Below are 25,363 nucleotides of genomic sequence, written 5' to 3'. Positions count from 1 at the left end.
ATCGACAAATTCAACCCTACAACTCTTCTCGTTTTCATTTACCTGGGTGCATGGCTGAATTTGTACCAAATATACCTTTCTAGATTATACCATGCGGACCGCATACCGTCCAGTAGATCATATTTTTGTAAGGTTTTCAGTAACTGTTCAGTAGGTCTGCGCACTTGCTGCGCTGACCGTAAGAAAACCTAGGCTAAAAGGCAAAAATCCCATCGGCGTAGCCGATTTGGAATGGATTTTTGCATGTAACTGTGAAGGTACTGAACAGTTACGGTTTTCGCAGGTCTTCCCCGGCGGCACTCTTCGCCTTAATTTTCCGCATTTTCCATCCCATGAAATGCTTTCCACGGCGTTCCAGATATGCCAGGAACCTACACTGGAATTCGGCCTCCACAGCCTGTTATAATCAGCCCGTAAACGAAAACACCACGGCAAAACATTTCAATTTTCATATCAAAAAGGAGAGAAAACGATTATGAAAAAACAGACAAAGATCGCTGCGGCCTTATCCGCGGCAGCATTTATGATGATGGTCTCCGGCCTGCCGGTCTATGCGGCATCCTACGGCTGGGTGACAGAAGGCGACGCAAAGGTCTACTACGATGAGGACGGGTACCTCACCACCGATGCCTGGAGAAAGCGTGGAGAAGACTGGTTCTATCTCGGTGAAGATGGACAGATCGTAAAAAGCAAGAAGATCGACGAGTACTATGTGGATGACGAAGGAAAGATGGTCACAAACGCATGGGTGGAGTTAAAGAATGAGGAAGATCCGGACTCCCCGGAGACACCGGATACCTTCTGGTACTACTTTGAGAAGGACGGGAAGTCCGCTGTCTCCAAGTGGGTGAAATTCGACTCCAAATGGTACTATTTCGATGAATCCGGCCATATGGCAACAGGAAAGACGGAGATTGACGGGGCGACCTACTACCTCGGAACAGAAAAAGACGGTTTCATGCGGACCGGCTGGATCCGTTTAGAGGAAAACAGCCACGCACCGGGCGCTTCCGAGAGCTGGTACTACTTCAATTCCGACGGCAAAATGGTGACCACCCAGTACGATAAGAAGATCGACGGAAGCTACTACACCTTCATCGACGGAAAGATGCAGACGGGCTGGGTCCTGATGCCGTCCAAGTCTGACGTAACAGACAGCAACGCCGCATCCCCGAGGATCACCGACTACCAGTACTACGGAGCAGCCGGGGACGGAAAGCGCGCCGAAGGTTTCCGCTCCATCGAGGGCATTTCCGGGATCCACGCTGCAGATGAGGTCTACACCTTCTACTTTAAGGCCGGAAAGCCGTATGTTTCCGATAAAAAGGGAAATTCCCTGTTCACCATCAACGCGAAAAAGTATGCGTTCAGTGACCTGGGAATCATGCAGACAGGCAGACAGATCGCGAACGTGGCGAACGATGAGATCGCAAACTTTTACTTCGGTGAGGACGGTATCGTAAAGACCGGAAAACAGGCGATCTACAACGAGGAGACCGGTGAGACCGAGAACTGGTTCTTCCACACCGACGGTGACAAGAAAGGGCAGGGCTACCACGGTCTCCGCGACGGCATCCTCTACGTCTACGGAAAAAGACAGGACGCCACCGCCGACCAGAGATATGCACCGGCTGATTTAAACGGCGTGACCTACCTCGTAGGGACCACCGGAAACGTACAGAAAGCATCCGCTTCCTCCACTTCCTCCGCGAAGCCGGAGCTGGGACGCGGATATAAGGACATCAAAGACGCGAACGGCAAGATCTGGACCGTGGATACGGCCGGAATCGTGCAGTAACGCTGACCATCCACACCATAGATAAAGTTTGAGTCCTCTGGGACTCTTACAAAATGCATAATTGCAAAGGTGCCGGACTCTCTCGCTCAGAGTCCGGCACCTTTTATCTCTATACTGTAATTATCCTTTTATCTTCCTGCTTCTTCATCCCAACTGCCGTCCTCTTTTACAAGCCAGCCGTCCGGAGTTCTCTTCCTTGCGCACATAATTCCTCTGGTTCCGTCGGAGACAGGATTCAGATAATACCACCTTCCATCGATGAACTGCCATCTTCCGCTGATCTTCTCCCAGTGATACTCGCTGCGCTGCCTTTCCTCACTATTTACTTTCCGTAATATACTCTTTCACCAGGCGGTTCAGTGTGCATTTCATCTGTACCACAATGTCCATCAGCCTGTCGTTCTCTTCGCGAAGCCTTTGGTTTTCTTCTTCCAGAGCATTTTTGCAATGTCTCTCCATGCTCATTGTTTTCGTCCCCCTTACGCCTCGTCAGCAGCCGCCCTTTCCTGCGTCCACTTCCTTTTACTTAAATATATAATACATTTTCCGGCAATTGAAAAGTGGTTTTTGAACGCAAGTTTCGACATGGTTCGAAGGACACACGGTATGCATGGACAAGAGCCCATGCCGCAAGACTCCTGCTGCCCCAAGCAACAGACCTCGTGCAACAGCGAAATCAATATAAAAAGCGGCAGTCCCGCCAAAAAAAGCAAGACTGCCGCCAGATTTTCTCTTATATGATATGAAGCTGCTCAAACGCCCAGGCGATCCCGTCGTCTTCGACATCTTTGGTGATGAAAGTTGCGTAGGGCTCAAGCCCCTTCGCATGTTTCTCCATAATAATGCTGTTTCCGGCATACCGGATCATCGCCAGATCGTTCATGCTGTCCCCAAAGGCGTAGGAATCTTCCCTCGCGATCCCATATCTCTTTAAGATCACTTCCATCGCCGTCGCCTTATCGTACCCCGTCGGCACGCACTCGTAGAGTCCGTGTCCCCGGTCGATGGCGGTCACGTCCGGTGCCAGGATCTTTAAAAAACCTTCCTCGTCACTGTTCTCGTCCGCAAGAACACAGAACTTATCAAAATCCACCAGCTCCGTATTCCAGTCCGCGCTGGCCAAGCCCTGGTTCTTGTAGACCACATTTTTCACATGCTCGATCTCGTCCATGTGGGAGACACCGATCTGCACCGTACATGCCTTCGGTCCCTCTAAGATTCCGTCAAGTTTGCACTCGAGGATCGCCTTCTGGATCTCCCAACGGCGTTTTGCGGAGATTTTTCTGTGGAGCAGTGCTTTTCCCTCGGCCTCTATGTAGGTTCCACAGCCGCAGAGGTAGCCGTCCACCGGTACTTTCCCCTCAACATCCTTCATCAGGCATCTCGTCCTCCCGGAGTTGATGAAAACCAGGTGTCCGGCGCGGCGCGCCTCTGTTAAAGCAAGCGCCGCGCTCTTCGGGAGCTCCTTCGACGCATCCACCAGGAGCGTCCCATCGATATCAAAAAATAATGCTTTTCTCTTCATGATCTCCGTATTAGTTTGCTGCGGAACTGCTCTCGCTCTCCTCCGCAGCAGTCTCTTTCTCTTCAAGAATATTCTCAGCCTCTGTTGTCTCGGCTTCTGTCTCCGGTGCCTCTACATATGTGGAGTTATCGATCAGGTAGTAGTAAACAGCGCCCATGTCGAAAATCTGCTTTGCGGAATCCTCGCCGTAGGTCGTGATCATCTGCGCCGCGTTCTTGAAGTAGTTCATAACAGCGAGCTTATCTTTCTGTTCATCTGTCGCAGAAAGGTTCTCCTCTGCCTGGATCGCGTTTAAAATGATCTGCTGTTTTACAAGGTTCTCTGCTGTGTCGCGGAGTCCGTCCTCGTCCGTTCCCAGGAACATGCTGAGGAACTGATCGAACTCAAGTCCATAGCTGCTTGCATAGCTGGAATATGTGTTCTTTAACTGGTTGAACATATCATCAACGGCATCCGGGTCAGCTGTAACCTTGGAGTTGTTGATGACCTCGTTTAAGAGCTCACTTCCTGCCGCGTTGAAGAACTGGCTGTCAGCCTCTGCCTGAAGCTCCGCACGTACTTCCTCTTTTAACTGGTCAAGAGTCGCTGTATCGTCGTTGTAGTAACGTTTTGCAAGATCATCATCCACCTTGCTGTCAGACTCAGATTTTAACTGGTTTAATTTTACATGGAACACGACTTCCTGGCCTGCGAGATCAGCACTGCTGTAGTTGTCAGGGAATTTTAAGTTTAAGTCTTTCTCATCGCCTACATTCATGCCGATGACGCCGTCCTCAAAGCCGTCGATAAATGTGCCGCTGCCAAGCTTCAGGTCATAGCCCTCTGCGGTTCCGCCTGCAAATGCCTCGCCGTCCTTTGTGCCGGAGTAGTCGATATTCGCGGTGTCACCTTCCTGAGCCGGGCGTCCCTCGATGGTTACCGGGTACTCCGCGCAGAGTTCTTTTAATCTTGTCTCGACCTGGGCGTCAGTTACTTCCTCTTCCTTCGCGGAGAAAGTCAGGTTTTTGTATTCTCCAAGAGTTACGCTCTCCTCGTCGTGAAGCTCTTCCTCGGATTTTGTCTCTGTCTCAGTTGTCGCGGATACTGTCTCCTCTACAGCCGCAGAGCTGCTCTCAGTATTCTGATTCTTATTTCCGCATCCTGTTGCGATCACTGCCGCTGCAGCAACGCAGATACCTGCTTTTATAATTTTTTTCATGTTCTCGTTACCTTCCATTCTGTCTCTATTTCCCTGCGCACTGCCCATTTTCCGGGTCACCCGCGCGTGATATTTATTCTAACATACCGCCACGCGAAAAAAAAGGGTGTTCACAGAATTTTAAGATATTAGTGTCCAAAGGTCTGAAGTCCGCCGCAAGCTTGCTTGCAGGAGGATTTTGGATCTTGGTATCAGAGAGGTCAAAAGACTTTTTGACCTCAACATCATTTTAAGAGAAAATCAAAAAGCATCCTGTAAGGATCATATCATCATGATCCCGCCAGGATGCTTTTTACTATCTCTTATTTGTAGAACGCACAAAACGCCTTATATGTATTGTACACATCAAGCTTCGAAGCCAGCTCAAACGGCGCATGCATGGAAAGGATCGGAACACCGAGATCCACGACATCCACATCCATCATCGCCACAAACTGGGCGATGGTTCCGCCGCCACCCGCGTCAACGGCGCCGAGTTCGCCAGTCTGCCAGTAAACGCCATTCTCTTCCATGATACCGATGACCTTCGCCATGGTCTCCGCGCTGGCATCACTGCTGCCGGATTTTCCTCTCGCGCCTGTGTACTTTGTGAGCACACAGCCTTTGTTTACATAGCTGGAGTTTCTGTTCTCGTAAACGCTTGCGAACGTCGGATCATATGCCGCGTTTACATCGGAGGAGAGGCAGATGGAATGGCGCAGAACGGTCTTTGTGTCCGCCCCAAAGCTCTCCGCAAGGTCCTCAACCGCATGGTGGACGTAGTCGGAGTGAAGTCCCGTATTTCCGACGGAACCGATCTCTTCCTTATCTGTAAGGATCGTGAATGTGGTGTGTTCCGGGTTCTTCGCAGCAATCTCCGCCATCAGCGCTGTATACGCGCACACACGGTCATCCTGTCCATAGGAACCGATGAGGCCGCGGTCCAGTCCGATATCAACGGCCTTGTATGCCGGAACCATCTCGATCTCCGCACGGGTGAAATCCTTCTCCGTGATTCCGTAGCGGTCATTCAATAACTTCATCGCAAGGAGCTTCGCCGGATTCTTGATCTTCTCGTTCTCCTCGTCATGGTACGGGATGGAGCCGATGATGATGTTCAGCTCCTCGCCCTTTAAGCCCTCGCCGAGCTTTCTTCCGTTCTGCTCTGCCGCAAGGTGCGGGAGAAGGTCTGTCACGCAGAACTGCGGATCGCCCTCTTTCTCGCCGATGGAGACCTCAACAGTCTCTCCGTCCGCCTTCATAACGACGCCGTGCATGGATAACGGCACGGTGCCCCACTGATATTTGCGGATTCCGCCGTAGTAGTGCGGCTTTAAGTAGGCGATCTCGTCCTTTTCAAATAATGGGTTCGGCTTTAAGTCCAGGCGCGGGGAATCGATATGGGCGCCGTTCATGCGCAATCCCTCGTTCAGATCCTTTGTGCCGATGGTGGAAGCGATGATCGCTTTCTTTCGGTTTACCCAGTAGATCTTGTCGCCCGGCTTGTAGGACGCCTCCGGGTCAAATTCCTTGTATCCGGCGTTCGTTAAGAGCGATACCGCCTTTTTCACACATTCTCTCTCGGTCTTTCCCTCATTTAAAAATGTCTTGTATCCCTCGCAGAAATCCTGCGCCTCCGGAATCTGTTCCGGCGCTTTTTCTCCGATGTGCGGAGCTTCCCAGAGAAGTGCTTTTTCCAGATCTTTGCCGTTCATGCTAAAAACCTCCGTATGTGTATTTTATGAATTATAACAACTCACTCACGCTGCCTGGTCCGAATCAGTCTGTTTTATGGAAACCATTTTCGACCTGGACACATGTTCCAATTCCTGCATGCAGCTGTCGTGTCTTATCTCTTACTTTGTAAGCAGATCTTTACTGTCGAGCATCAGTGTAAATGGACCATCATTTAGCAGGTCCACCTTCATATCTGCCCCGAACTCCCCATGTGCCACCTTCTCCACATGCATCCTGCACCGCTCCATAAAGTATTCATAGAGGCGGTCCGCATGATCCGGCGCTCCGGCGTCAGTAAAGCTCGGGCGGTTGCCCTTTCTGCAGTCCGCGTACAGCGTAAACTGGCTCACAACAAGGATCTCGCCGTCCACATCCTGGAGCGAGCGGTTCGTCTTTCCGTTCTCATCCTCAAAAATGCGGAGCTTGCAGATCTTGTCCGCCATCTTGTCCGCAATGCTCTCGTCATCCGTGTCGGAGACGCCGAGAAGGATCAGGAATCCCTGTCCGATGGCTCCCGTCTCCCGTCCGTCCACATGGACCGACGCGTGTTTTACTCTCTGTAATACGACTCTCATGTTTCCTCCGACGCTCTGCCTGCACTCCATTTTCCGTACCGGCAGATCCGCCCATAAATTTTATATTTTCGCTGCTGGAATTTCCTGCCTTAACAAGAGCGGAAACGGCCTACGTTGGACCGTTTCCTGCAAGTTCTTCCTGTCTTTTTTCTGCCTTTTCCCGCTCGCGGCGCTTTTCTTCCTCAACACGCCGCTCTTCCTCCTCGACCGCCATGATCGCCTGGTTTAAGGAGAACATCTTCATGTCCAGCATATCCACCATATCGGCACAGGACTTCAACTCCCGCTCCAGATAATCCGGCGCTTTTCCTTCAAATTTATAAGCGATCTTGTGCTCTAAGGATGCCCAGAAGTCCATGGCGATAGTCCGGATCTGGATCTCGACCTTCGTGTCCCGCTTTCCTTCCGACAGATAGACCGGGATCGTCACTACCATATGATAGCTCTTGTATCCGTTCGTCTTCGGGTATTTAATGTAGTCCTTGACGTGCAGGACCGTGATATCCGCCTGTCTTGCGATCATATCCGCGATCGGATAAATGTCGGACATAAAGGAACAGATGATCCTGATTCCCGCGATATCATTTAAGTGCTCCACCATATTGTCGATCGAGACTTCACATCCATCATTCTTCAGCTTTTTCACAATACTCTCCGGTGTCTTCAAGCGGGAAGTGATATGCTCGATCGGATTGTAATTGTACAACTGGATAAATTCATTGTTTAAGATCTCGATCTTCGTGTTGATGGATTTTAACGCGGAGCTGTATAAAAACATTGTTGATTTCCACTGATCGATCTGATCAAAGCCTCCAGACTCTTTCGTCATGCTGACGCCCCCTTTCTTTGCAGCCGGGAACGTTCCGTCCATGCGACCATGTCTTCACGCGTTCTCTGCTACAGCTTCAGACCCTTTAAGAGATCCGCAAGACCTGTGCTTGCCTGACCTTCTTCCTTATATCCGTAGGTGTCCTCAGCTTCTCTCTCCTCTTCCTCCTCGATCAGCTCCTTCATAGACAGACTGATCTTGTTGTTTGCGGTGGAGATAATTTTTACACGTACTTCCTGTCCCTCTTTCAGAACAGCGCCCGGATGTTTGATCCTCTTTGTGCTGATCTGGGAGATATGGAGGAGACCGGTAAGTCCGTTCTCAAGCTCTACAAATGCGCCGTAGTCCTTTAAGGTCTCGACGGTACCCTTCATGACAGCGCCGACTTCGCATTTTGCTATTTTTTTGTTTGTCTCTTCCTGTTTCTTCTCTCTGGCTGCCTCGCGGCCGGATAATACGAGGCGGTGTGTCTCCTCGTCGGCGGTGATAACGGTTACCTCGATGGTCTTTCCGTCGAATTCCTTTAAGTCTTCCACATACTCGTCGCTCAGACGGGAAGCCGGAATAAATCCGCGGATCCCTTCCAGGTACGCAACAGCGCCGGCGTTTACGATCTCAGCGATCTTTACCGGGACAACAGTGCGCTCTTCCATCATATTTTTCAGCTTATCCCACGCGAGGACCTGATTTGCTTCCTTCTTTGAGAGGACCATATTTCCCTCGCCGTCGTTTGTCGCCATCACGGTGGCTGTGATCTCGTCGCCCGGATGGATCATCTCTGCCATGTTGAAATCAGGATCTTCGCTCAGGTCGTCCTTGCGGATCACGCCGTCCGCGTAAGCCTTCAAGTCCACGATCACCGCGTCATCTGTCACATCGATCACGGTACCTGTCACAACATCGCCAACTCTAATTTTTTTAAGGGAGGCTTCCAGCTCCTCTTTGTAATCGTCCATGGATTCCATATGTCATCTCTCCTTTTCTCACCATCTGCCCTTACGCCGTTGGACGGCATAATTATGAATAGTAATTCCTTTCTCTATTTAACCATATTCTGTGAATATTTGCCATAGTTTTCACAAAAAAATCATGATAAAATGTGCATAGTAATTACTGTACACGGGTAGGGATTTTCTGAGCTGAAAATTCCGTACAATACAGTGGCGGTAGTGGATTTTGCTGATCTGGAATGCGAAGCATCGGCAAAATCAGTTACTGTTTGCGCAAAGCGTGAGCAGTAACGCATAGTATATATTTTGGAGGCACTCACCATGAAAGATTATGCTGACCTGCATACCCATACCATCGCCAGCGGACATGCCTATGGAACCATCACGGAGATGGTCCATGCCGCTGCTTTAAAGGACCTGCCGATCCTCGGCATCACCGAACACGCCCCGTCCATGCCTGGAAGCTGTGGGGAGATGCAGTTTTGTAACTTCAAAGTGATCCCGCCGGTCTTAGAGGGCGTCCGCCTTTTATTCGGCTGTGAGTTAAATATCGTAGACTATAAAGGAAGCATCGACCTGTCGGAGAAGATGTTAAAGCGGTTATCCTACACCGTTGCCAGTCTCCATGATCTCTGTTTAAAGCCGGGAACAAGGGAAGAAAACACCTTCGCTGTCGTCACAGCATTAAAAAATCCATATGTCACGATCCTTGGACACCCGGATGACGGAAAATTCCCGCTGGACTACGAGGCGGTGGTGAAAGCCGCAAAGGAACACCACCGGATGATCGAACTCAACAACACATCCCTGACCCCGGGCGGATCCCGCATCCACGCATACGAAAATGACCGGATCATTCTTCCGCTCTGTGCAAAATACAAGGTTCCGGTTATCATGAACAGCGATGCCCACTTTACGACGGCTGTCGGGGAACATGGACGGGCGGAGGCCCTCTTAAAGGAGTTAAACTTTCCGGAGGAACTGATCGCAAACTATCATCCGGAGATCCTGAAGGAATATATTCCGGATTTAGCTGACTTCCGGGGTTGAAACATCTGATAAAAGGGGGCTTGCCTTTACTGCTGGCAGCATATTTCAGCTGTCTGACAGCACAAAAAACGGCTGCGAAGTTTTATTTCACTTCACAGCCGTTTCCTCTTTCGTAAAAATCATTCCAGAATTACTTCAGCAGTTTGTCGACCTTCGCCCACAGTGCCTGCAGTTCCTTCTGATCGCTCAGACGGTCTTTCTGGATCCGGATAATATTCTCCAGCGCCGCATTCGCGCCGTCCGCATTTAACTTCTCGTCACAGGTCTTCTTCGCCTTTGTGTACGGGTCCATGCTCTCCTGATCCTCTTCCTGCTCTGCCTGGAGCTTCCGGATCTTCTCCACAAGCTTTACCACCTCGTCCGACGGGTTCTTTACATCCTGCCAGTTTAAAAGGTGGGTATTGTTCTCCGCGTTGATCGTATCCAGTGCAATACTGTTCTTTAACATCGTTTTCCAGTTGTCCGAGATCGCCGTCTCATACGTCTGCTTCGCAGTCTTATTATCCGCAAAAGCTGTCAACGGCATTCCCGCAAGACATACCAGAAGACCGAATAAAAATAAAATCCTCTTCATCTTCGTGTCCTCCTCATTGCAAGCTGATAATCAATCTCTTGACACTTTCGTGCTCCCGAGATACTAAAACATCTGAAACCCGCCCGATTTTACTTTTTATTCAATCGGTGGATATTTTCCATGTTCCGTTCATTCAAAGAATATCTGCAAATGTCTGCTTATCACACTTACAAGTCCACTCTCTGAACTGTTATCATCTTATCACACTTCTGTCCATTCTTCTACGGCAAAGCTGCGGCAATCCTGCGGCAGTATGATCGTAAATATGGCACCTTCCGGCGAGGCTTTTGCCGCAATATCGCCTCCCATGTACTCCATGGAGCGTTTTGCGATGGAAAGCCCCAGCCCGTGATTTCCGTTCTTCCCTTTATAAAAGCGATCGAACAGATGAGGAAGATCGTCTTCCAGGATTCCCGGCCCGTCGTCCCGGATCGTGATCTTTAGCTGTTCCCCGTTCTCCTCCACGGAGATCCAGACCATCTCCTTTGCGTATCGGATACAGTTTGATGTCACATTCGAGAACGCCCGGCCTAAAAGCATCACATCCGAGATAATTTTATGCTCATCCCCCGGCAAAAATTCCAATTTTATTTTTTTCTGATACGCAAGTCCCTCAAGGCGCTCGATCTGGTCCTCGATGTACTCCCGGATCCCCAGCTCCACCGGCACGACCTGGTACCGCATCTGGTCCATTCTCGTCAACGTCAGGATCCCGTCAACAACTTCCGTCAGGCGGCTGCTCTCGTCCAGGATCACGCCTGCTGCCTGGGAGACATCCTCAAAGACGCCTCTCTGGATTCCCTGGGCATAACCGCTGATGGACATAAGCGGCGTTCTGAGCTCATGGGACGCGTTCTGGAAAAACACACGCTCCGCCTCGTCTGCCTTTAAGAGATTGTCCTGCATCTGGTTGATCTCGTTCTCCAGCTCGTAGAGCTCCTTTACGTTGGTCCCAGTCTCGACTTTCTTAAACTTCTTCTCACCGATTCCCCGGGCTGCTTCGCAGAGACGGCTCACCGGAGTCGAAATACTTCCCGCAACGAACCAGAACAGCACAATGGACACGCCCGCCATCGCTCCCATAATCATGAGCACCAGTCTCGACACCTCATTTAAGATCACGCTGGTATCGTGGATCGGACAGTATAAGAGCACATTCTGGACATGACCGGTCCGGTTCTGACCCACATCCAGAAAATAGAGCATATATTTTGTGTCACCGATGGTCTCCTCCGTGATCTCCCCGCTCTCGAACGCCTGATCATTTCCGGTCATTCTCGTCAGAAATTCCGAGTACATCTGGGTCATCTCCGGCTGGTCATCATAGTTTTTCGGGTACAGCACCCGGTAATTATTTCCAATGACCAGCATTTTCGACTCCCCGGACTCTGTCTGAGCCGCGTTCCGCAGGGCACTCAAGAGACTCTTCCCGGCATCCGGCGCATTAGTTTCGTCCGGCACGTCCAGGTTGCTGTATTCGTCCGCCAGTTCCTCCACGGTCTTCACCATCTGCCCCAGGTCACGCTTCGCGTTGTAGTTCATATGTCCGTCCAGCGCATAGCTGAACACGAACCACGCCGCAACCGGGAACGCGATCAGAAGAAACATCACCGGAAGGAATATCTTCATCCGGATACTTAATTTCATGCCTCTCCTCCACTCGTCAGGCGGAATCCGTAGCCCCATACGGTCTCGATCTTCACGGTGCTCTTCTGGTTCTTCAGCTTCTTTCTGAGACGCTTCACCATGTCATCCACAGCTCGGGTGTCAACTTCCCTGCTGTCCACCTTCCAGAGAGATTTTAACAGGTCATCACGGCTCGCCGCATGTTCCTGGCGCTCCAGCATATGGCACAGGAAGTCGAATTCCAGCGGTGTCAGGGCAAAATCTTCGTCCTTTAACTTCGCGGCACGGCGCTTCGGGTAGAGCTTGATATCCCCGATCTCATAGGACTCCTTCGCCTCTTCCTCCTGTCCGGAGAATGTGTCCACGCGGCGGAATAACGCCTTGACTCTCGTCACAAGTTCCAGCGGCAGGAACGGTTTTACCATGTAATCGTCACTTCCGAGAGTGATTCCGGTGATCCGGTCTAATGGGGAATCCTTCGCGGAGACAATGATGATCGGAACATGGCTCGTCTTCCGGATCCGGGTGCAGACCGTAAGGCCGTCCATCCCCGGCATCATGATATCGAGGATGCAGAGGTCTGGCGCCTTTTTCTGGAACGCGTCAAGAAGGGACTCGCCATCCCCGAAGCACTCCACCTCGTATCCCTCTTTTTCCAGGAAATTTTCTATCAGAAAACAGATGTTTTTTTCATCATCCGCCACATAGATCAGCTTTGGCATAATTTTCCTCCTGTATTTCTATTGTCTGCCAGGATGCGCAGCCTATTCCGCCGCCTTTCGGCAGTCTGCGTTCCCGAGTTTTAACTTCTTTGTTAACGCCCATTATACCATGCCTTTCCTTGCATGGTAAATACCTGCCGCAGAATTGCCGCACGACCGCCCGGACCCGCGTCTCATTCTAATCATCTGAATATTTTCGATTTCTGCTCCTTCAGCCCGGAACAGAGGACATAACTTCGCAGAAAATTGTCCGCAAAACTCTTTTTCCCATTGTACTTTTCAACAAACTGTTGTAAACTAACTCTATATCACAGCGCAGTGTGAAAGAAATGTTTTTCCCACTCGCCATCCAACATTTTCAGAAAGGACGGAATCTCACATGAATAAAGACCTGGAATTTCTCACCCGCGTGATCGATGAAAAATCCGCGAAGATCCTGGATGCCAACGATAAGATCTGGGAGTATGCCGAGCTGGCGTTCCATGAGACAAAATCGGCTGCCCTGTTAAAATCAATCTTAAAAGAAGAGGGCTTTGCCTTGACGGAAGGCGATGCCGGAATCCCGACCTGCTTTACCGGAACCTTTTCCTACGGAACAGGAAAACCTGTCATGGGAATCCTCGGCGAGTATGATGCCCTGTCTTCCTTAAGCCAGAAGGCCGCTGACCCGCACAAGGACCCTTTAAAGGAAGGCGCTCCGGGACATGGCTGCGGCCACTGCGCGCTCGGTACCGGCGCTCTCGCCGCTGCCCTGGCTGTCAGGGAATACCTGATCGCCAACAAGAAGGACGGAACCATCATCTACTTCGGCTGCCCGGCTGAAGAAGGCGCAGGTTCCAAGCAGTTCATGGCCCGCGCAGGCATGTTCGACGATGTCGATTTCGTATACTCCTGGCACCCGGCAACAAAAAACGCCGTCGAGTGCAATCACAGCAACGCCATCATGGGCGCAAACTTCTATTTTAAGGGTGTTGCCTCCCATGCAGGCGCAACCCCATACCTCGGAAGAAGTGCCCTGGACGCCGTTGAACTCATGAACGTGGGCTGCAACTACCTGAGAGAGCACATGATCCCGGAAGCGAGGATCCACTACGCTTACATCGATGCCGGCGGAACCGCCCCGAACGTCGTACAGGATCACGCGACGATCCGCTATGAGGTCCGCTCTCCGTGGGTCTACCAGGTAAAAGAGCTCTTCGAGCGCGTAAAAAATGTTGCCCGCGGCGCATCCATCATGACCGATACCACCTTTGAGTGCGAGCTTTCCATGGCGTTCACCGAATATCTTCCAAACAACGCCCTGGCGGCGGTTGCGGACGAGTGTTTACAGGAAGTCGGCGCTCCGAAATGGGATGACGCGGATTACAGGATGGCAAAGGAATTCTTAAATACCTACCCGGCGACCACCCTGGAAAACATCAAATCCCAGATCATTGAGACTTACGGGGAAGACCGCTTAGAGGAGATTCTTGAAAGGCCGCTGGATTCCGAGATCCACCCGTTCAACCCGGATAAGATCAAGCTGACCGCCGGCTCTACAGATGTGGGTGATGTCGGATACGCCGCCCCTACCTTAAATATCAATATTGCCACCGCATGTGTCGGAAATGTCGGACACTCCTGGCAGATGGTTGCCCAGTCCTGCAGCCCGTTAGCCCACAAGGGACTCCTGACCGCAGCAAAAGTCCTGGCTCTCTCCTGCATCCGCACCATGGACCGCCCGGATGTGATCGAAGCCGCAAAGAAAGAACTCCACAAGAGAAACGGTGGACACTATACCTGCCCGCTGCCGGATTCTGTTGAGCCGCCGTTAGATACATACTAAACCGTCGATTCACGGTTCTCCGCAGACTCCATCTTTCACAATTTGAAACTGCTTTATCTGTAAAATCATGTCTGTGTGAGTTCAGTCTTTCATACAAAAAACGGATATTTTGTTACAGTTCAGCCATGCGCTGGTTTGAATGAGAAAGTGTGTTGCAAGCTTGCTTGCATAAGCACTTTTTCATCCAAATCAGCATATGGTGGAACCACCAAGCTTCTTGTTTTCATGAATATGAAAACAAGAAGATGTAATGGCTGAACTGTAACGATATTTTCCAATAAGTTGATCAGGGTACATGTTCGTACCCTGATTTTCTGTTATAATGATAATGTTTCAATAGCCTGTTCCTATACGGAACTAACCGGAAAGTATAAGCTCTCGACTTAAAATCCATGCTTTATCAGCCACTCAATACAGTGGTTCTACTGTGTATACAAGGGAGGAATTGAACATGAACATACTGATCGCCGCAGATTCCTTTAAGGGAAGCTGCTCTGCCAGACAAGTGACCGATACCATTGAACGTGCCGCAAAAAATGTAATCCCGGATGTGACCATCACAAAGATTCCTGTCGCTGACGGCGGAGAGGGAACCGTTGATGCCTTGGTTGCTGCCATGAAAGGAACAAAAGTCAGCGTTCCTGCCCATGATCCTTTGGGGCGCCCAATAACCGCCGAGTATGGACTTCTCCCGGACGGCAGCGCCGTGATCGAGACCGCTGCGGCGTCCGGACTTACCTTATTAAAACCTGAGGAGCGGGATGCCCTGCACGCGTCCACCTTTGGAACGGGCGAGCTGATCCGTCACGCCCTGGAACATAGAGTTAAAAAGATCATCTTAGGTCTCGGCGGAAGCGCCACCACCGACGGCGGCGCCGGGCTGGCAGGCGCCCTTGGAATCTCGTTTCTCGATAAGGATGGGAAGGAACTGGAACCGGGCGGTGTCCACTTAAGGGAACTTGCCTCGATCTCCACGGATGGGCTTTTGAGGGAAGCCGCCGGATGCGAGTTTTTGGTTGCCTGCGATGTAAAAAATCACCTCTGCGGAGCCCTCGGAGCAGCTGCCGTGTTCGGACCTCAGAAAGGGGCTGATGAGGAGCAAGTGAAGATTCTTGACGCGGCGCTCGCTCACTATGCCGCAGTTTTGAAGGATAAACTCCACTGCGCTGCCGCCGACACCGACGGGAGCGGAGCGGCAGGCGGCCTGCTCTGCGGAATTCTCCCGTATTTCCCGGTGACGATCTGCTCGGGAATCGACCTGGTTCTGGATCTCACGGATTTCGATGAGCATGTGAAGCAGGCGGACCTTGTAATTACGGGCGAAGGACGGATTGACTTCCAGTCCGCGCTGGGAAAAGTTCCTGTCGGTGTCGCGGAACGCGCAAAAAAAGTCAGGAATGTTCCGGTGGTTGCCATCGCCGGGGCGAAAGGTGACGGATGCGAAACGCTTTATGATTTCGGGATCGATGCGATCTTCGACACGGTTCCGGGCGTCATGTCGTTGGAGGATGTGATGAGTCGTGCGGAGGAGAATCTGCTGAATACTGCAGAGAATGTGCTTAGACTGTTTCAGATTGGAAATATTTTCACTTTCTGAGCCTTTTGGCGGATACTCTTCTGTGTTTTATCTGCCCACAATTTTTTCAAAAAAGGAGACGATTATATATGAAGCTTGTAGTTTTAGATGGATATACAGAAAACCCGGGCGATTTAAGCTGGGACGCGTTAAAAGAATTCGGTGACCTCACCGTCTATGACAGAACTTCCTTCACAGAATCACCTCTGATCACTGAACGTATCGGTGATGCCGAGATTATCATCACAAATAAGACCCCGATCTCCCGTGAGACCATCGACAAGTGTCCGCGTATCAAGCTGATCGCGGCTCTCGCCACCGGCTACAATGTCATCGACTATAACTACGCCGCTGAAAAGGGAATTCCTGTCGTAAATGTTCCGACATACGGAACCGCATCTGTCAGCCAGTTCTCCATCGCTCTTCTCCTTGAGATCTGCCATCACATCGGCCACCATGACAAGACTGTCCATGAAGGAAAATGGGCTGAAAACATTGACTGGTGCTACTGGGACTATCCGCTGATCGAGCTGGAGGGAAAGACCATGGGCATCATCGGCTTCGGGCGCATCGGTCAGGCTGAGGGACGCATCGCGAAAGCTCTCGGCATGAACGTCATCGCCTATGACCTCTACCCGAATGAATCCGGCCGCGCGATCGCGGATTACGTTACCCAGGATGAGCTTTTCGCGAAGGCTGACGTGATCTCCCTGCACTGCAATCTGACACCGGAAAACGCAGGACTCATCAACCGGGAAAATATCGCGAAAATGAGGGACGGCGTGATTCTTCTGAACAATGCCCGCGGGCAGCTTGTCAACGAGGTGGACCTCGTAGAAGCGCTTGCTTCCGGCAAAGTCGCTGCCGCCGGTCTCGATGTCGTTTCCACTGAGCCGATCAAGGCTGACAACCCGCTCTTAAAAGCTCCAAACTGCATCATCACCCCGCATATTTCATGGGCTCCGAAGGAAAGCCGCAGGCGGATCATGGACTGCACTGTGGAGAATATCCGGGCGTTCTTAAACGGAAAACCGGTTCATGTAGTGAACATGAAATAATTTTGACTGGGCATATCAGGCTTTTTAGCGCCACTGTGTCACAGGAAATTATCTGGAATTTCCTGTGACATTTCATTTCAAAAATTCCTGTCGTCATTTGCTATCCAGGAGAAAGGAAATGTTCCGTTCCTTACGATACTGAACTACATTTAAAATTATGAATGAATCGATCCACAAATATTTCCGCGTCGGTGCGCTCCAATGGATGAGTTTTCCCGACAAAGCCTCCCTCGTGGAACCGGCTCCATACGCGGCAAAATTCGGCGCCGAGATGCGGATGACCCACAACAATTTCGGTCTTCTCGTAGATCTCTCCCACATCCCGGTCACCCATGAGACCAGCCAGTTCGTCTTCCGCACGCTCCGCCCTTACATCACCCATTTAAAAATACGTTCCATCCCGGTGTGCCAGCGGTTCTTTCTAAGCTCTGGATGAAAGAATCGTACCTGCCGTAGATGGAACGTATTTTTTCGCTTTCTAGTCGTTCTACTTATTTTTTCTTTCTGGATTTTTCGCACGTCAAGTGCATAAATTTGTTAAACAATTGCAATTGTTTATCTATTTTCTTCCTTCTCCGCGCTTCTCACCGTATTCACCATATACCGGATGACTTCCACCGGGTAATCTCCGACCGCAGTCTCCCCTGTCACCATGATTGAAGCAGCGCCATCCATCACAGCATGGAAGATATCATTTACCTCCGCACGGGTCGGGACAGGGCTGCGCTCCATGGAGGCCAGCATCTGGGTCACTACCATGAACGGCTTTCCCGCCGCCCGGCACTTCTCGGAGATCTGGCGCTGGACACCCGGAAGGTCCCAGAGATGAACGGCATTTCCAAGGTCACCCCTGGCGATCACGATCTCATCCGCCGCCGGAAGAAGTTTCTCCAGTTTCCGGACGCCATCCATGTTTTCGATCTTCGCGAAGAGCCTGATATCCTCCGCTCCCGCCTCCCGAAGCACCTCTTTTACGCGCTCCAAATCACTGTGATCTCTCACAAATGGCTGCATGACACCGGTCACGCCCATCTCGTTTGCGATCTTAATGTTTGCAAGGTCAGAATTTGTCAGCGTCGGCGGATAGATCTTCGCGCCCGGAAGAGCCGCACTCTTTCTGCTCTTTAGGAGACCGCCCCAGAGGACCTTTGCGAAATAACGCTTTTCCTGAGTGTTTTCTCCACCATTCTCGGTCACATTTTCCGCTTTTTCCACAATTTTTAAATGGATCTTCCCATCGTCCAGAAGAACTTCCTGACCCGGAATCAGGTATGGGAAGGTGAGTTCCGGCAGCATGATCTTCGCATACTCTCCAGGTACTTTCACATGGTCACGTTTATTTTGGGACCGATCAGCGTTTCCAGAACCTTTTCCAAATGTATTTTTCTCAGCTGGTATTTTCTCGATATCTTTATTTTCAGATTTCTGTGCGATTTCTTTTCTATCTGCCCCACTTACTGAGGAATCCTTCACTTTTTCTGGGATTCCGCATATCTCTACAATATCCCCATTCTTCAACGAAACAGGCTCAGAGATGGTTCCAGTTCGCAGTTCCGGTCCCTGAAGGTCCACGAGAAGCTGCGGTTTTACCCCGCATTTTTCTGCTGCGCGCTTCATCTTTCCAATCAGATCCCCTGACTCTGCGAGCGTAACATGGGACAGGTTCAGCCGCATTCCTGTCATTCCCAGTGAAAACATCTCCGCCAGCACCTTCTCGCTTGCGCACGCCGGTCCCAGCGTTCCGTATATATTCACCATCTAAACGTCCTCCTGATCCTTATTCTTCCTCAAGCATATCATAAGGCGACGGGATTGTCATCTAGTTTCCCGGCGGGAAGAACTTTTCCCGACTTTCCTGGCTACAGAACCTGCCACCGGCAGCTTTTTCCAGATGCATGGCAATATAAAAGGTGCGCCAGACCTTTTTTCTCTGTCCGCCACACCTTCTTTTATCGAAGATCCCATTCTTTATTTATCTTTCAAAAACCTTAAACCTGGATTCTATCCGCAACTTCACATCCGATCGCGACTCTGCACATGTCATTTCCAATGATCATCCAGTCATTGTTCCGCAGGATCACATCGATCGGGTTTCCCTCGCAGAAATCGTGGCGATGAAGAAAATCCATCACCTTCTGGTTTCCGAGCATCCACTTAATTGTATAACGTTCCCCTGATTTTGCCGTTGATAAAGCCTGCATAATAACGCCCCCTGATCCTATGCTTTACAATTGTTTTATCGGATATTGTCTGTAAATTTATATGAATTTATTTATTTTGTATCTTCTTTTTATAGAATACTCCTCAAACTATTGGTTAGTCAAGCGTAAAATCAGTTAGGTGCATGTAATCTTTTCATCTACGGCAAAATCACAAATTCGGTACTGCTAACATAGCATATATTGTTTTTTTGTAACAGAAAAACCCGCAGAACAAAGTTCTGCGGGTCTCTTACGCTTGGACACAAATATCTCACGGAGATACTATATTTATTTTTTCGGTGCAAAGCACCTCGGTATTAGATTCGTTGATTACTCGATGATTGTAGCAACTCTACCGGAACCAACAGTTCTGCCGCCCTCACGGATAGCGAAACGAAGACCCTGCTCCATAGCTACCGGATGGATAAGCTCGATTGTCATCTCAACGTTGTCGCCCGGCATGCACATCTCTGTACCTTCCGGAAGCTCGCAAACGCCTGTAACGTCTGTTGTTCTGAAGTAGAACTGCGGACGATAGTTGTTGAAGAACGGTGTATGACGGCCACCCTCGTCTTTAGTAAGAACGTAAACCTGAGCTGTGAATTTCTTGTGGCAGGTTACGGAACCCGGTTTAACAAGACACTGACCTCTCTGGATCTCTGTTCTCTGAACACCACGAAGAAGAGCACCGATGTTATCACCAGCCTGAGCCTGGTCAAGGAGCTTACGGAACATCTCGATACCAGTTACAACTGTCTTACGAGTCTCCTCGTGAATACCAACGATCTCAACCTCATCGTTGAGTTTAAGAGTACCACGCTCTACACGGCCTGTAGCAACTGTACCACGACCTGTGATTGTGAATACATCCTCGATCGGCATAAGGAACGGCTTATCTGTGTCACGAACCGGATCCGGAATGTAGCTATCTACAGCGTCCATAAGTTCCATGATCTTGTCGCCCCACTCACCGTTCGGATCCTCAAGAGCCTTAAGAGCGGAACCCTGGATGATCGGAGTGTCATCGCCCGGGAACTCGTACTCGTTAAGAAGGTCTCTGATCTCCATCTCTACGAGCTCAAGAAGCTCCGGATCGTCAACCATATCGCACTTGTTCATGAATACTACGATGTACGGTACGCCTACCTGACGGGAAAGCAGGATGTGCTCTCTTGTCTGAGCCATAACACCATCAGTAGCAGCTACAACGAGGATAGCACCATCCATCTGAGCAGCACCAGTGATCATGTTCTTTACATAGTCAGCATGGCCTGGGCAGTCAACGTGTGCATAGTGTCTCTTTTCTGTCTGATACTCAACGTGAGCTGTAGAGATTGTGATACCACGTTCTCTCTCTTCCGGAGCTTTATCGATATCTTCAAAGTTCTCAGCTGTGTTACCTGCAACTCTTGCTGCAAGAACTTTTGTGATTGCTGCTGTTAATGTTGTTTTACCATGGTCAACGTGTCCAATGGTACCAATGTTACAATGCGGTTTGGTTCTTTCAAACTTAGCTTTTGCCATTTTAAAACGTCCTCCTTAATTTTGCGCCCATTGGGCTATCATATTTAACTTAGGCTGAATACTATTATATTCCATTCGAAAAAGTTTTTCAAGCCTATTCTTGCTATATGCAAGAGGAAACCGGAAATAATCCCGTGGGATTATTTCGCAGCGCCCTTTCTCTCAGCGATGATCTTCTCCTGAACGCTCTTCGGTACCTGCTCGTACTTCTCGAAGAACATGGAGTAGTTACCACGACCCTGTGTTCTGGAACGAAGGTCTGTGGAGTAGCCGAACATCTCAGCAAGCGGAACATATGCCTTAACCATCTTGCCGCCGCCGATATCTTCCATACCCTCGATACGTCCACGACGTGCGTTAACGTCACCGATAACGTCGCCCATGTACTCCTCAGGCATTGTAACCTCTACCTTCATGATCGGCTCAAGAAGTACCGGGTTACCTTTCGCCATAGCATCCTTGAATGCCATGGAACCAGCGATGTGGAATGCCATCTCGGAAGAGTCGACCTCATGGTAAGATCCATCATATACATCTGCAGCTACGCCGAGTACCGGGAATCCGCCAAGGATACCGGCCTTTGTAGCCTCTTCGATACCTTCGCCGACAGCCGGAATGTATTCCTTCGGAATAGCACCGCCGACAACGGAAGAAGTGAACTTGAATGTCTCTTCGCCGTTCGGATCCATCGGTGTAAAGTGTACTTTACAGTGACCGTACTGTCCACGACCACCGGACTGCTTCGCGTACTTGCTGTCTACGTCAACAGCCTTAGTCATTGTCTCTTTATAAGCAACCTGCGGAGCACCAACGTTAGCCTCTACCTTGAATTCACGAAGGAGACGGTCAACGATGATTTCCAGATGCAGCTCACCCATACCGGAGATGATTGTCTGGCCTGTTTCTGTATCTGTATGAACACGGAATGTCGGGTCCTCTTCAGCAAGCTTTGCAAGAGCCTCGCCCATCTTATCCTGTCCGGCTTTTGTCTTCGGCTCGATTGCGATATCGATAACCGGCTCCGGGAATACCATGGACTCAAGGATTACCGGATGCTGCTCGTCACAGATTGTATCACCAGTTGTTGTGGACTTGAATCCAACAGCTGCTGCGATATCACCGGAGTAAACCTTGTCAAGCTCGTGTCTCTTGTTTGCATGCATCTGAAGGATACGACCAACACGCTCTTTTTTATCTTTTGTTGCGTTTAATACGTAGGAACCGGAATTCATTGTACCGGAGTAAACACGGAAGAATGCAAGTTTACCTACGAACGGGTCTGTCATGATCTTGAATGCAAGTGCGGAGAACGGCTCATCATCGGAAGAATGACGAACTACTTCGTTGCCCTCAAGGTCAACGCCCTTGATCGGCGGGATGTCAAGCGGAGACGGCATGTACTCGATGATCGCATCAAGGAGCTTCTGTACGCCTTTGTTTCTGTATGCTGTACCGCAGCATACCGGAATTGCCTGACACTCGCAGGTTGCTTTACGAAGAACCTTCTTCATCTCATCAACGGTCGGCTCCTCACCCTCAAGATACTGCATCATGAGGTCATCATCGAGCTCGCAGATCTTCTCAACGAGTTCGCTGTGGTAAAGCTCTGCATCATCTGCCATATCTTCCGGAATGTCTGTTACGGAGATATCATCGCCCTTATCATCATTGTAGATGTAAGCCTTCATCTCGAAGAGGTCGATGATTCCCTTGAACTCGTCTTCCTTACCGATCGGGAGCTGGATGCAGATCGCGTTCTTGCCAAGTCTTGTACGGATCTGATCTACACAGCCGTAGAAGTTTGCACCAAGGATATCCATCTTGTTGATGAATGCCATTCTCGGTACGTTGTAGGTATCAGCCTGACGCCATACGTTCTCGGACTGCGGCTCTACACCACCCTTTGCACAGAAAACGCCAACAGCGCCATCAAGTACACGGAGGGAACGCTCAACCTCAACAGTGAAGTCTACGTGGCCTGGTGTATCGATGATGTTGATACGGTGCTCAAGTGCGCCAGCCTTCGGCTTTGTCTTTTCCTGAAGAGTCCAGTGACAAGTCGTAGCTGCGGATGTGATCGTGATACCTCTCTCCTGCTCCTGCTCCATCCAGTCCATGGTAGCTGTACCTTCGTGAGTATCACCGATCTTATAGTTAATACCAGTATAATAAAGGATACGCTCTGTCGTTGTTGTCTTACCAGCATCGATATGAGCCATGATTCCGATATTTCTGGTTCTCTCTAACGGATATTCTCTTCCAGCCAAGGATTTTTCCTCCTATTAGAATCTGTAGTGAGCAAATGCCTTGTTAGCCTCAGCCATCTTATGCATTTCCTCTTTCTTCTTTACAGATGCGCCAGTGTTGTTAGCTGCATCCATAATCTCGTTTGCAAGTCTCTCTACCTGGGTCTTCTCGCTTCTCTTACGGGAATAGAGAGTGATCCAGCGAAGGCCTAATGCCTGTCTTCTCTCCGGCTTAACCTCGATCGGTACCTGGTATGTTGCACCACCGATACGTTTTGCCTTAACTTCGAGAACCGGCATGATGTTGTTCATAGCCTCTTCGAATACTTCTACAGCGTCCTTACCGGTCTTCTCAGCGACCTCTTCGAAAGCGCCGTAAACAATTTTCTGAGCAACGCCCCTCTTACCATCAAGCATGATGTTGTTGATCAGCTTGGTTACAACTTTGTTGCTGTAAAGCGGGTCTGCTAATACGTCTCTTTTCTGAGTATGTCCTTTACGTGGCACGTTACTTCCCTCCTTAATTATAAAAATTATATCATCGGTACTCACATGTTTCCATAAAATGTGTTCGCGCGCGGTTTTCTATCTATCTCCTGCAACCACAGGTCAAATATCACCGGCACTAATATGCGTTATTCGCATTCACTTTATTCCTGTTAGTGATCCCTGTGCGGTTGTTCAAGTTTTTATCTGCCGCCAGTTAAGACGGGAAACTCGAACTCCGCCACGCTACGTTTGAGTAGCAGTAATTGCGAAGCAATTACTTCTTATCTTTCGGTCTCTTTGCGCCGTACTTGGAGCGAGCCTGTCTTCTGTTGGCAACGCCTGCAGTATCAAGAGTACCTCTGATGATGTGGTATCTGGTACCCGGAAGGTCCTTAACACGACCACCACGGATCAGAACAACGGAGTGCTCCTGAAGGTTATGTCCCTCACCCGGGATATAGCTTGTTACTTCAATACCGTTGGAAAGACGTACTCTGGCAATCTTTCTAAGAGCGGAGTTCGGCTTCTTAGGAGTTGCAGTCTTAACAGCTGTGCATACACCTCTCTTCTGCGGAGCAGATGTATCTGTGGCTTTCTTATGAAGGGAATTGTATCCTTTCTGGAGTGCCGGAGCTGTAGATTTCTTTACAGATGTCTCTCTACCTTTTCTTACTAACTGGTTAAATGTTGGCATTCTTTTCACCTCCTGTGATATTGACTGTTGGTTGCTGCTTATCAGCCTTTATGCGCACAAAAAACGGGACGTACCCGATGCACGCCCCATTATTATATACAGAGTTTTTCTGCATGTCAAGGAGAAACCTTAAATTTTCTTTGAAAATACGGCGTTTTTCGATCATGACACGCCTGGATGAGTTGTCTCAAATTTATCTCTTGTGATTTTGACAGGTTTGGCCTGTTTTTCTCCTTCCGGGAGACTACTCTCCAAGACAGAACATGTCCACGGTCACATCAGCGAGAAGATCTCCCTTTTCATCTGTCACTTCACTGCGGACGATTGTGATGGATCTGCCGCGGCGGATCAAGATGCCTTTTGCATAGACCGTTCCTTCCGATACGTTCCGGATAAAGTTTATATGGGCGCTCTGGGTCACATATTTTCTTCCGTCGGCTCTGGCCGTGAGGCCTGTTACCACATCTGCCAGAGCATAGAGCATTCCGCCATGGACCATGCCCATCAGGTTTGTCACGCCGTGAGTGATCTTCATACTGATCTCACTGCATTCCGGGGAGATCTTTTCAATCTTCATATTGGTATATCCCATAAATGGATTGTGTTTTACATACTCGTCCGGGTCGAGGACGTTCCATGTTTCTTTCATGACTTTTTCCTCCTTCTGCGTTCCGGCAGTGTCAATAATCCCATCGCACAGCCGGTCCGGAATAGATTTTTGCCCGCAACTGCAAAGGTACTGAACTGTTACAAGCACTGTATATTTTCAGACAGGATTTTACCATACCGGAAATTTTCATGCAAGACCCCCGGTGCGATTTGATCCCCCCCGATGCGATTTAGTCCACATCCGATACACATTCGGGAACGATGCCGCTCCCGGACTGAACCGTTACAAATCTCTTTCGATTCTGAGGGAGACCGCATCTGCGGTCTCCTCTTTTAATCTATCCTTCGTTAGGGATTGGGTGCCAGAAGTCCAGCTGTTCTCAGATTTGCAAGTAATTCATTAAACTGATTCACCACGTTCTCCGAGTCTGTGGCATTTGCCACCGGAGCAGCCGCTGTCACTGTCCCTGCGGGGCCTGTCGGACCGGTTGGCCCCTGCGGACCCATCGGACCTGTCGCTCCCACTGCTCCTGCCGGACCTATCGGACCCATCGGACCTGTCGCTCCCACTGCTCCTG

22 protein-coding genes and 2 pseudogenes are annotated in these 25,363 nt (G+C 50.0%); 6 read left to right on the top strand and 18 right to left on the bottom strand.

Annotation, left to right across the window (positions count from 1 at the left end; genetic code table 11):
• Positions 1-475 precede the first annotated feature (475 nt).
• Positions 476-1,798, top strand: a complete 1,323-nt coding sequence (locus GPK83_RS06540; RefSeq protein WP_215704322.1) for a cell wall-binding protein — start codon at positions 476-478, stop codon at positions 1,796-1,798.
• A 318-nt stretch (positions 1,799-2,116) separates the two neighbouring features.
• Here the strand turns inward: GPK83_RS06540 and GPK83_RS06535 are convergent, their stop codons facing one another.
• The 7 genes from GPK83_RS06535 to GPK83_RS06505 form a co-directional block, all read right to left on the bottom strand.
• Positions 2,117-2,263 (bottom strand): hypothetical protein, encoded by a 147-nt coding sequence (locus GPK83_RS06535; protein WP_015553355.1) that lies wholly within the window; start codon positions 2,261-2,263, stop codon positions 2,117-2,119.
• 268 nt (positions 2,264-2,531) lie between these two features.
• Positions 2,532-3,323: an HAD family hydrolase gene (locus GPK83_RS06530; RefSeq protein ID WP_215704321.1), complete on the bottom strand. Its 792-nt coding sequence runs from the start codon at positions 3,321-3,323 to the stop codon at positions 2,532-2,534.
• A gap of 10 nt (positions 3,324-3,333) precedes the next feature.
• Positions 3,334-4,521 (bottom strand): trigger factor, encoded by a 1,188-nt coding sequence (tig, locus tag GPK83_RS06525; protein WP_215704320.1) that lies wholly within the window; start codon positions 4,519-4,521, stop codon positions 3,334-3,336.
• A 302-nt stretch (positions 4,522-4,823) separates the two neighbouring features.
• A complete protein-coding gene (locus tag GPK83_RS06520; RefSeq protein WP_215704319.1) occupies positions 4,824-6,215 on the bottom strand; it encodes an aminopeptidase in 1,392 nt (463 codons plus the stop codon).
• A 141-nt stretch (positions 6,216-6,356) separates the two neighbouring features.
• Complete coding sequence (gene dtd, locus GPK83_RS06515) at positions 6,357-6,812, bottom strand: D-aminoacyl-tRNA deacylase (RefSeq protein WP_215704326.1); 456 nt, start codon at positions 6,810-6,812, stop codon at positions 6,357-6,359.
• 109 nt (positions 6,813-6,921) lie between these two features.
• Positions 6,922-7,641 (bottom strand): GTP pyrophosphokinase family protein, encoded by a 720-nt coding sequence (locus GPK83_RS06510; RefSeq protein WP_021905580.1) that lies wholly within the window; start codon positions 7,639-7,641, stop codon positions 6,922-6,924.
• A gap of 68 nt (positions 7,642-7,709) precedes the next feature.
• On the bottom strand, positions 7,710-8,606 hold the full coding sequence (locus GPK83_RS06505; RefSeq protein ID WP_015553349.1) for a S1 RNA-binding domain-containing protein: 897 nt from the start codon (positions 8,604-8,606) through the stop codon (positions 7,710-7,712).
• Positions 8,607-8,912: 306 nt separating this feature from the next.
• On the opposite strand from GPK83_RS06505, the gene GPK83_RS06500 reads away from it, so the two are divergent.
• Positions 8,913-9,641 carry a phosphatase gene (locus GPK83_RS06500; RefSeq protein ID WP_117551714.1) on the top strand — a complete coding sequence of 243 codons (729 nt, stop codon included), beginning with the start codon at positions 8,913-8,915 and terminating at the stop codon, positions 9,639-9,641.
• Between the two features lie 130 nt (positions 9,642-9,771).
• Here GPK83_RS06500 and GPK83_RS06495 read toward each other — a convergent pair whose 3' ends face one another.
• From GPK83_RS06495 to GPK83_RS06485, 3 genes are all read right to left on the bottom strand, one after another.
• Entirely contained in the window at positions 9,772-10,215 is a 444-nt protein-coding gene (locus GPK83_RS06495) for a hypothetical protein (RefSeq protein WP_117551715.1), read from the bottom strand.
• A 201-nt stretch (positions 10,216-10,416) separates the two neighbouring features.
• A complete protein-coding gene (locus GPK83_RS06490) occupies positions 10,417-11,862 on the bottom strand; it encodes a HAMP domain-containing sensor histidine kinase (RefSeq protein ID WP_215704318.1) in 1,446 nt (481 codons plus the stop codon).
• A complete protein-coding gene (locus GPK83_RS06485; RefSeq protein ID WP_215704317.1) occupies positions 11,859-12,563 on the bottom strand; it encodes a response regulator transcription factor in 705 nt (234 codons plus the stop codon). Before GPK83_RS06485 ends, GPK83_RS06490 begins: the two co-directional genes overlap by 4 nt.
• Before the next feature lie 379 nt (positions 12,564-12,942).
• On the opposite strand from GPK83_RS06485, the gene GPK83_RS06480 reads away from it, so the two are divergent.
• The 4 genes and pseudogenes from GPK83_RS06480 to GPK83_RS06465 form a co-directional block, all read left to right on the top strand.
• A complete protein-coding gene (locus GPK83_RS06480; RefSeq protein ID WP_117469200.1) occupies positions 12,943-14,388 on the top strand; it encodes an amidohydrolase in 1,446 nt (481 codons plus the stop codon).
• A 451-nt stretch (positions 14,389-14,839) separates the two neighbouring features.
• The gene (locus GPK83_RS06475) at positions 14,840-15,985 is read left to right on the top strand and encodes a glycerate kinase (protein WP_015553342.1); all 1,146 of its coding nucleotides are present in this window, start codon (positions 14,840-14,842) and stop codon (positions 15,983-15,985) included.
• A gap of 68 nt (positions 15,986-16,053) precedes the next feature.
• On the top strand, positions 16,054-17,022 hold the full coding sequence (locus GPK83_RS06470; protein ID WP_215704316.1) for a D-2-hydroxyacid dehydrogenase: 969 nt from the start codon (positions 16,054-16,056) through the stop codon (positions 17,020-17,022).
• Between the two features lie 217 nt (positions 17,023-17,239).
• Positions 17,240-17,404, top strand: a pseudogene (locus GPK83_RS06465) (sugar phosphate isomerase/epimerase); the annotation flags it as partial.
• Between the two features lie 173 nt (positions 17,405-17,577).
• Here the strand turns inward: GPK83_RS06465 and GPK83_RS06460 are convergent.
• From GPK83_RS06460 to GPK83_RS17120, 8 genes and pseudogenes are all read right to left on the bottom strand, one after another.
• Positions 17,578-18,780, bottom strand: a complete 1,203-nt coding sequence (locus GPK83_RS06460) for a pyruvate kinase (protein WP_215704315.1) — start codon at positions 18,778-18,780, stop codon at positions 17,578-17,580.
• A 230-nt stretch (positions 18,781-19,010) separates the two neighbouring features.
• Positions 19,011-19,223, bottom strand: a complete 213-nt coding sequence (locus GPK83_RS06455) for a FeoA family protein (protein WP_015553338.1) — start codon at positions 19,221-19,223, stop codon at positions 19,011-19,013.
• Between the two features lie 330 nt (positions 19,224-19,553).
• Positions 19,554-20,747, bottom strand: coding sequence for an elongation factor Tu (gene tuf, locus GPK83_RS06450; protein WP_015553337.1), 1,194 nt, complete (start codon positions 20,745-20,747; stop codon positions 19,554-19,556).
• A 140-nt stretch (positions 20,748-20,887) separates the two neighbouring features.
• Positions 20,888-23,014, bottom strand: a complete 2,127-nt coding sequence (fusA, locus tag GPK83_RS06445; protein ID WP_117469197.1) for an elongation factor G — start codon at positions 23,012-23,014, stop codon at positions 20,888-20,890.
• Between the two features lie 15 nt (positions 23,015-23,029).
• Positions 23,030-23,500: a 30S ribosomal protein S7 gene (gene rpsG / locus GPK83_RS06440; RefSeq protein WP_021905592.1), complete on the bottom strand. Its 471-nt coding sequence runs from the start codon at positions 23,498-23,500 to the stop codon at positions 23,030-23,032.
• Between the two features lie 256 nt (positions 23,501-23,756).
• On the bottom strand, positions 23,757-24,176 hold the full coding sequence (rpsL, locus tag GPK83_RS06435) for a 30S ribosomal protein S12 (protein ID WP_015553336.1): 420 nt from the start codon (positions 24,174-24,176) through the stop codon (positions 23,757-23,759).
• A 244-nt stretch (positions 24,177-24,420) separates the two neighbouring features.
• Complete coding sequence (locus tag GPK83_RS06430; RefSeq protein ID WP_015553334.1) at positions 24,421-24,825, bottom strand: PaaI family thioesterase; 405 nt, start codon at positions 24,823-24,825, stop codon at positions 24,421-24,423.
• Between the two features lie 308 nt (positions 24,826-25,133).
• Positions 25,134-25,363, bottom strand: a pseudogene (locus GPK83_RS17120) (collagen-like protein); the annotation flags it as partial.

The organism is Clostridium sp. MCC328 (assembly GCF_018785465.1).
Classification (GTDB): Bacteria; Bacillota; Clostridia; order Lachnospirales; family Lachnospiraceae; genus Pilosibacter; species Pilosibacter fragilis.
This window is presented reverse-complemented; position numbering and strand designations above follow the sequence as displayed.

What these genes read in the sequence shown, in the direction of transcription:
- GPK83_RS06520 (WP_215704319.1), bottom strand. Translation starts at nt 6,215, where the DNA reads ATGAACGGCAAAGATCTGGAAAAAGCACTTCTCTGGGAAGCTCCGCAC.
- GPK83_RS06500 (WP_117551714.1), top strand. Translation starts at nt 8,913, where the DNA reads ATGAAAGATTATGCTGACCTGCATACCCATACCATCGCCAGCGGACAT.
- GPK83_RS06455 (WP_015553338.1), bottom strand. Translation starts at nt 19,223, where the DNA reads ATGCAGGCTTTATCAACGGCAAAATCAGGGGAACGTTATACAATTAAG.
- GPK83_RS06430 (WP_015553334.1), bottom strand. Translation starts at nt 24,825, where the DNA reads ATGAAAGAAACATGGAACGTCCTCGACCCGGACGAGTATGTAAAACAC.
- rpsL (WP_015553336.1), bottom strand. Translation starts at nt 24,176, where the DNA reads ATGCCAACATTTAACCAGTTAGTAAGAAAAGGTAGAGAGACATCTGTA.
- GPK83_RS06490 (WP_215704318.1), bottom strand. Translation starts at nt 11,862, where the DNA reads ATGAAATTAAGTATCCGGATGAAGATATTCCTTCCGGTGATGTTTCTT.
- GPK83_RS06470 (WP_215704316.1), top strand. Translation starts at nt 16,054, where the DNA reads ATGAAGCTTGTAGTTTTAGATGGATATACAGAAAACCCGGGCGATTTA.
- GPK83_RS06540 (WP_215704322.1), top strand. Translation starts at nt 476, where the DNA reads ATGAAAAAACAGACAAAGATCGCTGCGGCCTTATCCGCGGCAGCATTT.
- tig (WP_215704320.1), bottom strand. Translation starts at nt 4,521, where the DNA reads ATGAAAAAAATTATAAAAGCAGGTATCTGCGTTGCTGCAGCGGCAGTG.
- dtd (WP_215704326.1), bottom strand. Translation starts at nt 6,812, where the DNA reads ATGAGAGTCGTATTACAGAGAGTAAAACACGCGTCGGTCCATGTGGAC.
- tuf (WP_015553337.1), bottom strand. Translation starts at nt 20,747, where the DNA reads ATGGCAAAAGCTAAGTTTGAAAGAACCAAACCGCATTGTAACATTGGT.
- GPK83_RS06485 (WP_215704317.1), bottom strand. Translation starts at nt 12,563, where the DNA reads ATGCCAAAGCTGATCTATGTGGCGGATGATGAAAAAAACATCTGTTTT.
- GPK83_RS06510 (WP_021905580.1), bottom strand. Translation starts at nt 7,641, where the DNA reads ATGACGAAAGAGTCTGGAGGCTTTGATCAGATCGATCAGTGGAAATCA.
- GPK83_RS06480 (WP_117469200.1), top strand. Translation starts at nt 12,943, where the DNA reads ATGAATAAAGACCTGGAATTTCTCACCCGCGTGATCGATGAAAAATCC.
- GPK83_RS06460 (WP_215704315.1), bottom strand. Translation starts at nt 18,780, where the DNA reads ATGGTGAATATATACGGAACGCTGGGACCGGCGTGCGCAAGCGAGAAG.
- GPK83_RS06530 (WP_215704321.1), bottom strand. Translation starts at nt 3,323, where the DNA reads ATGAAGAGAAAAGCATTATTTTTTGATATCGATGGGACGCTCCTGGTG.
- GPK83_RS06495 (WP_117551715.1), bottom strand. Translation starts at nt 10,215, where the DNA reads ATGAAGAGGATTTTATTTTTATTCGGTCTTCTGGTATGTCTTGCGGGA.
- GPK83_RS06535 (WP_015553355.1), bottom strand. Translation starts at nt 2,263, where the DNA reads ATGAGCATGGAGAGACATTGCAAAAATGCTCTGGAAGAAGAAAACCAA.
- GPK83_RS06475 (WP_015553342.1), top strand. Translation starts at nt 14,840, where the DNA reads ATGAACATACTGATCGCCGCAGATTCCTTTAAGGGAAGCTGCTCTGCC.
- GPK83_RS06505 (WP_015553349.1), bottom strand. Translation starts at nt 8,606, where the DNA reads ATGGAATCCATGGACGATTACAAAGAGGAGCTGGAAGCCTCCCTTAAA.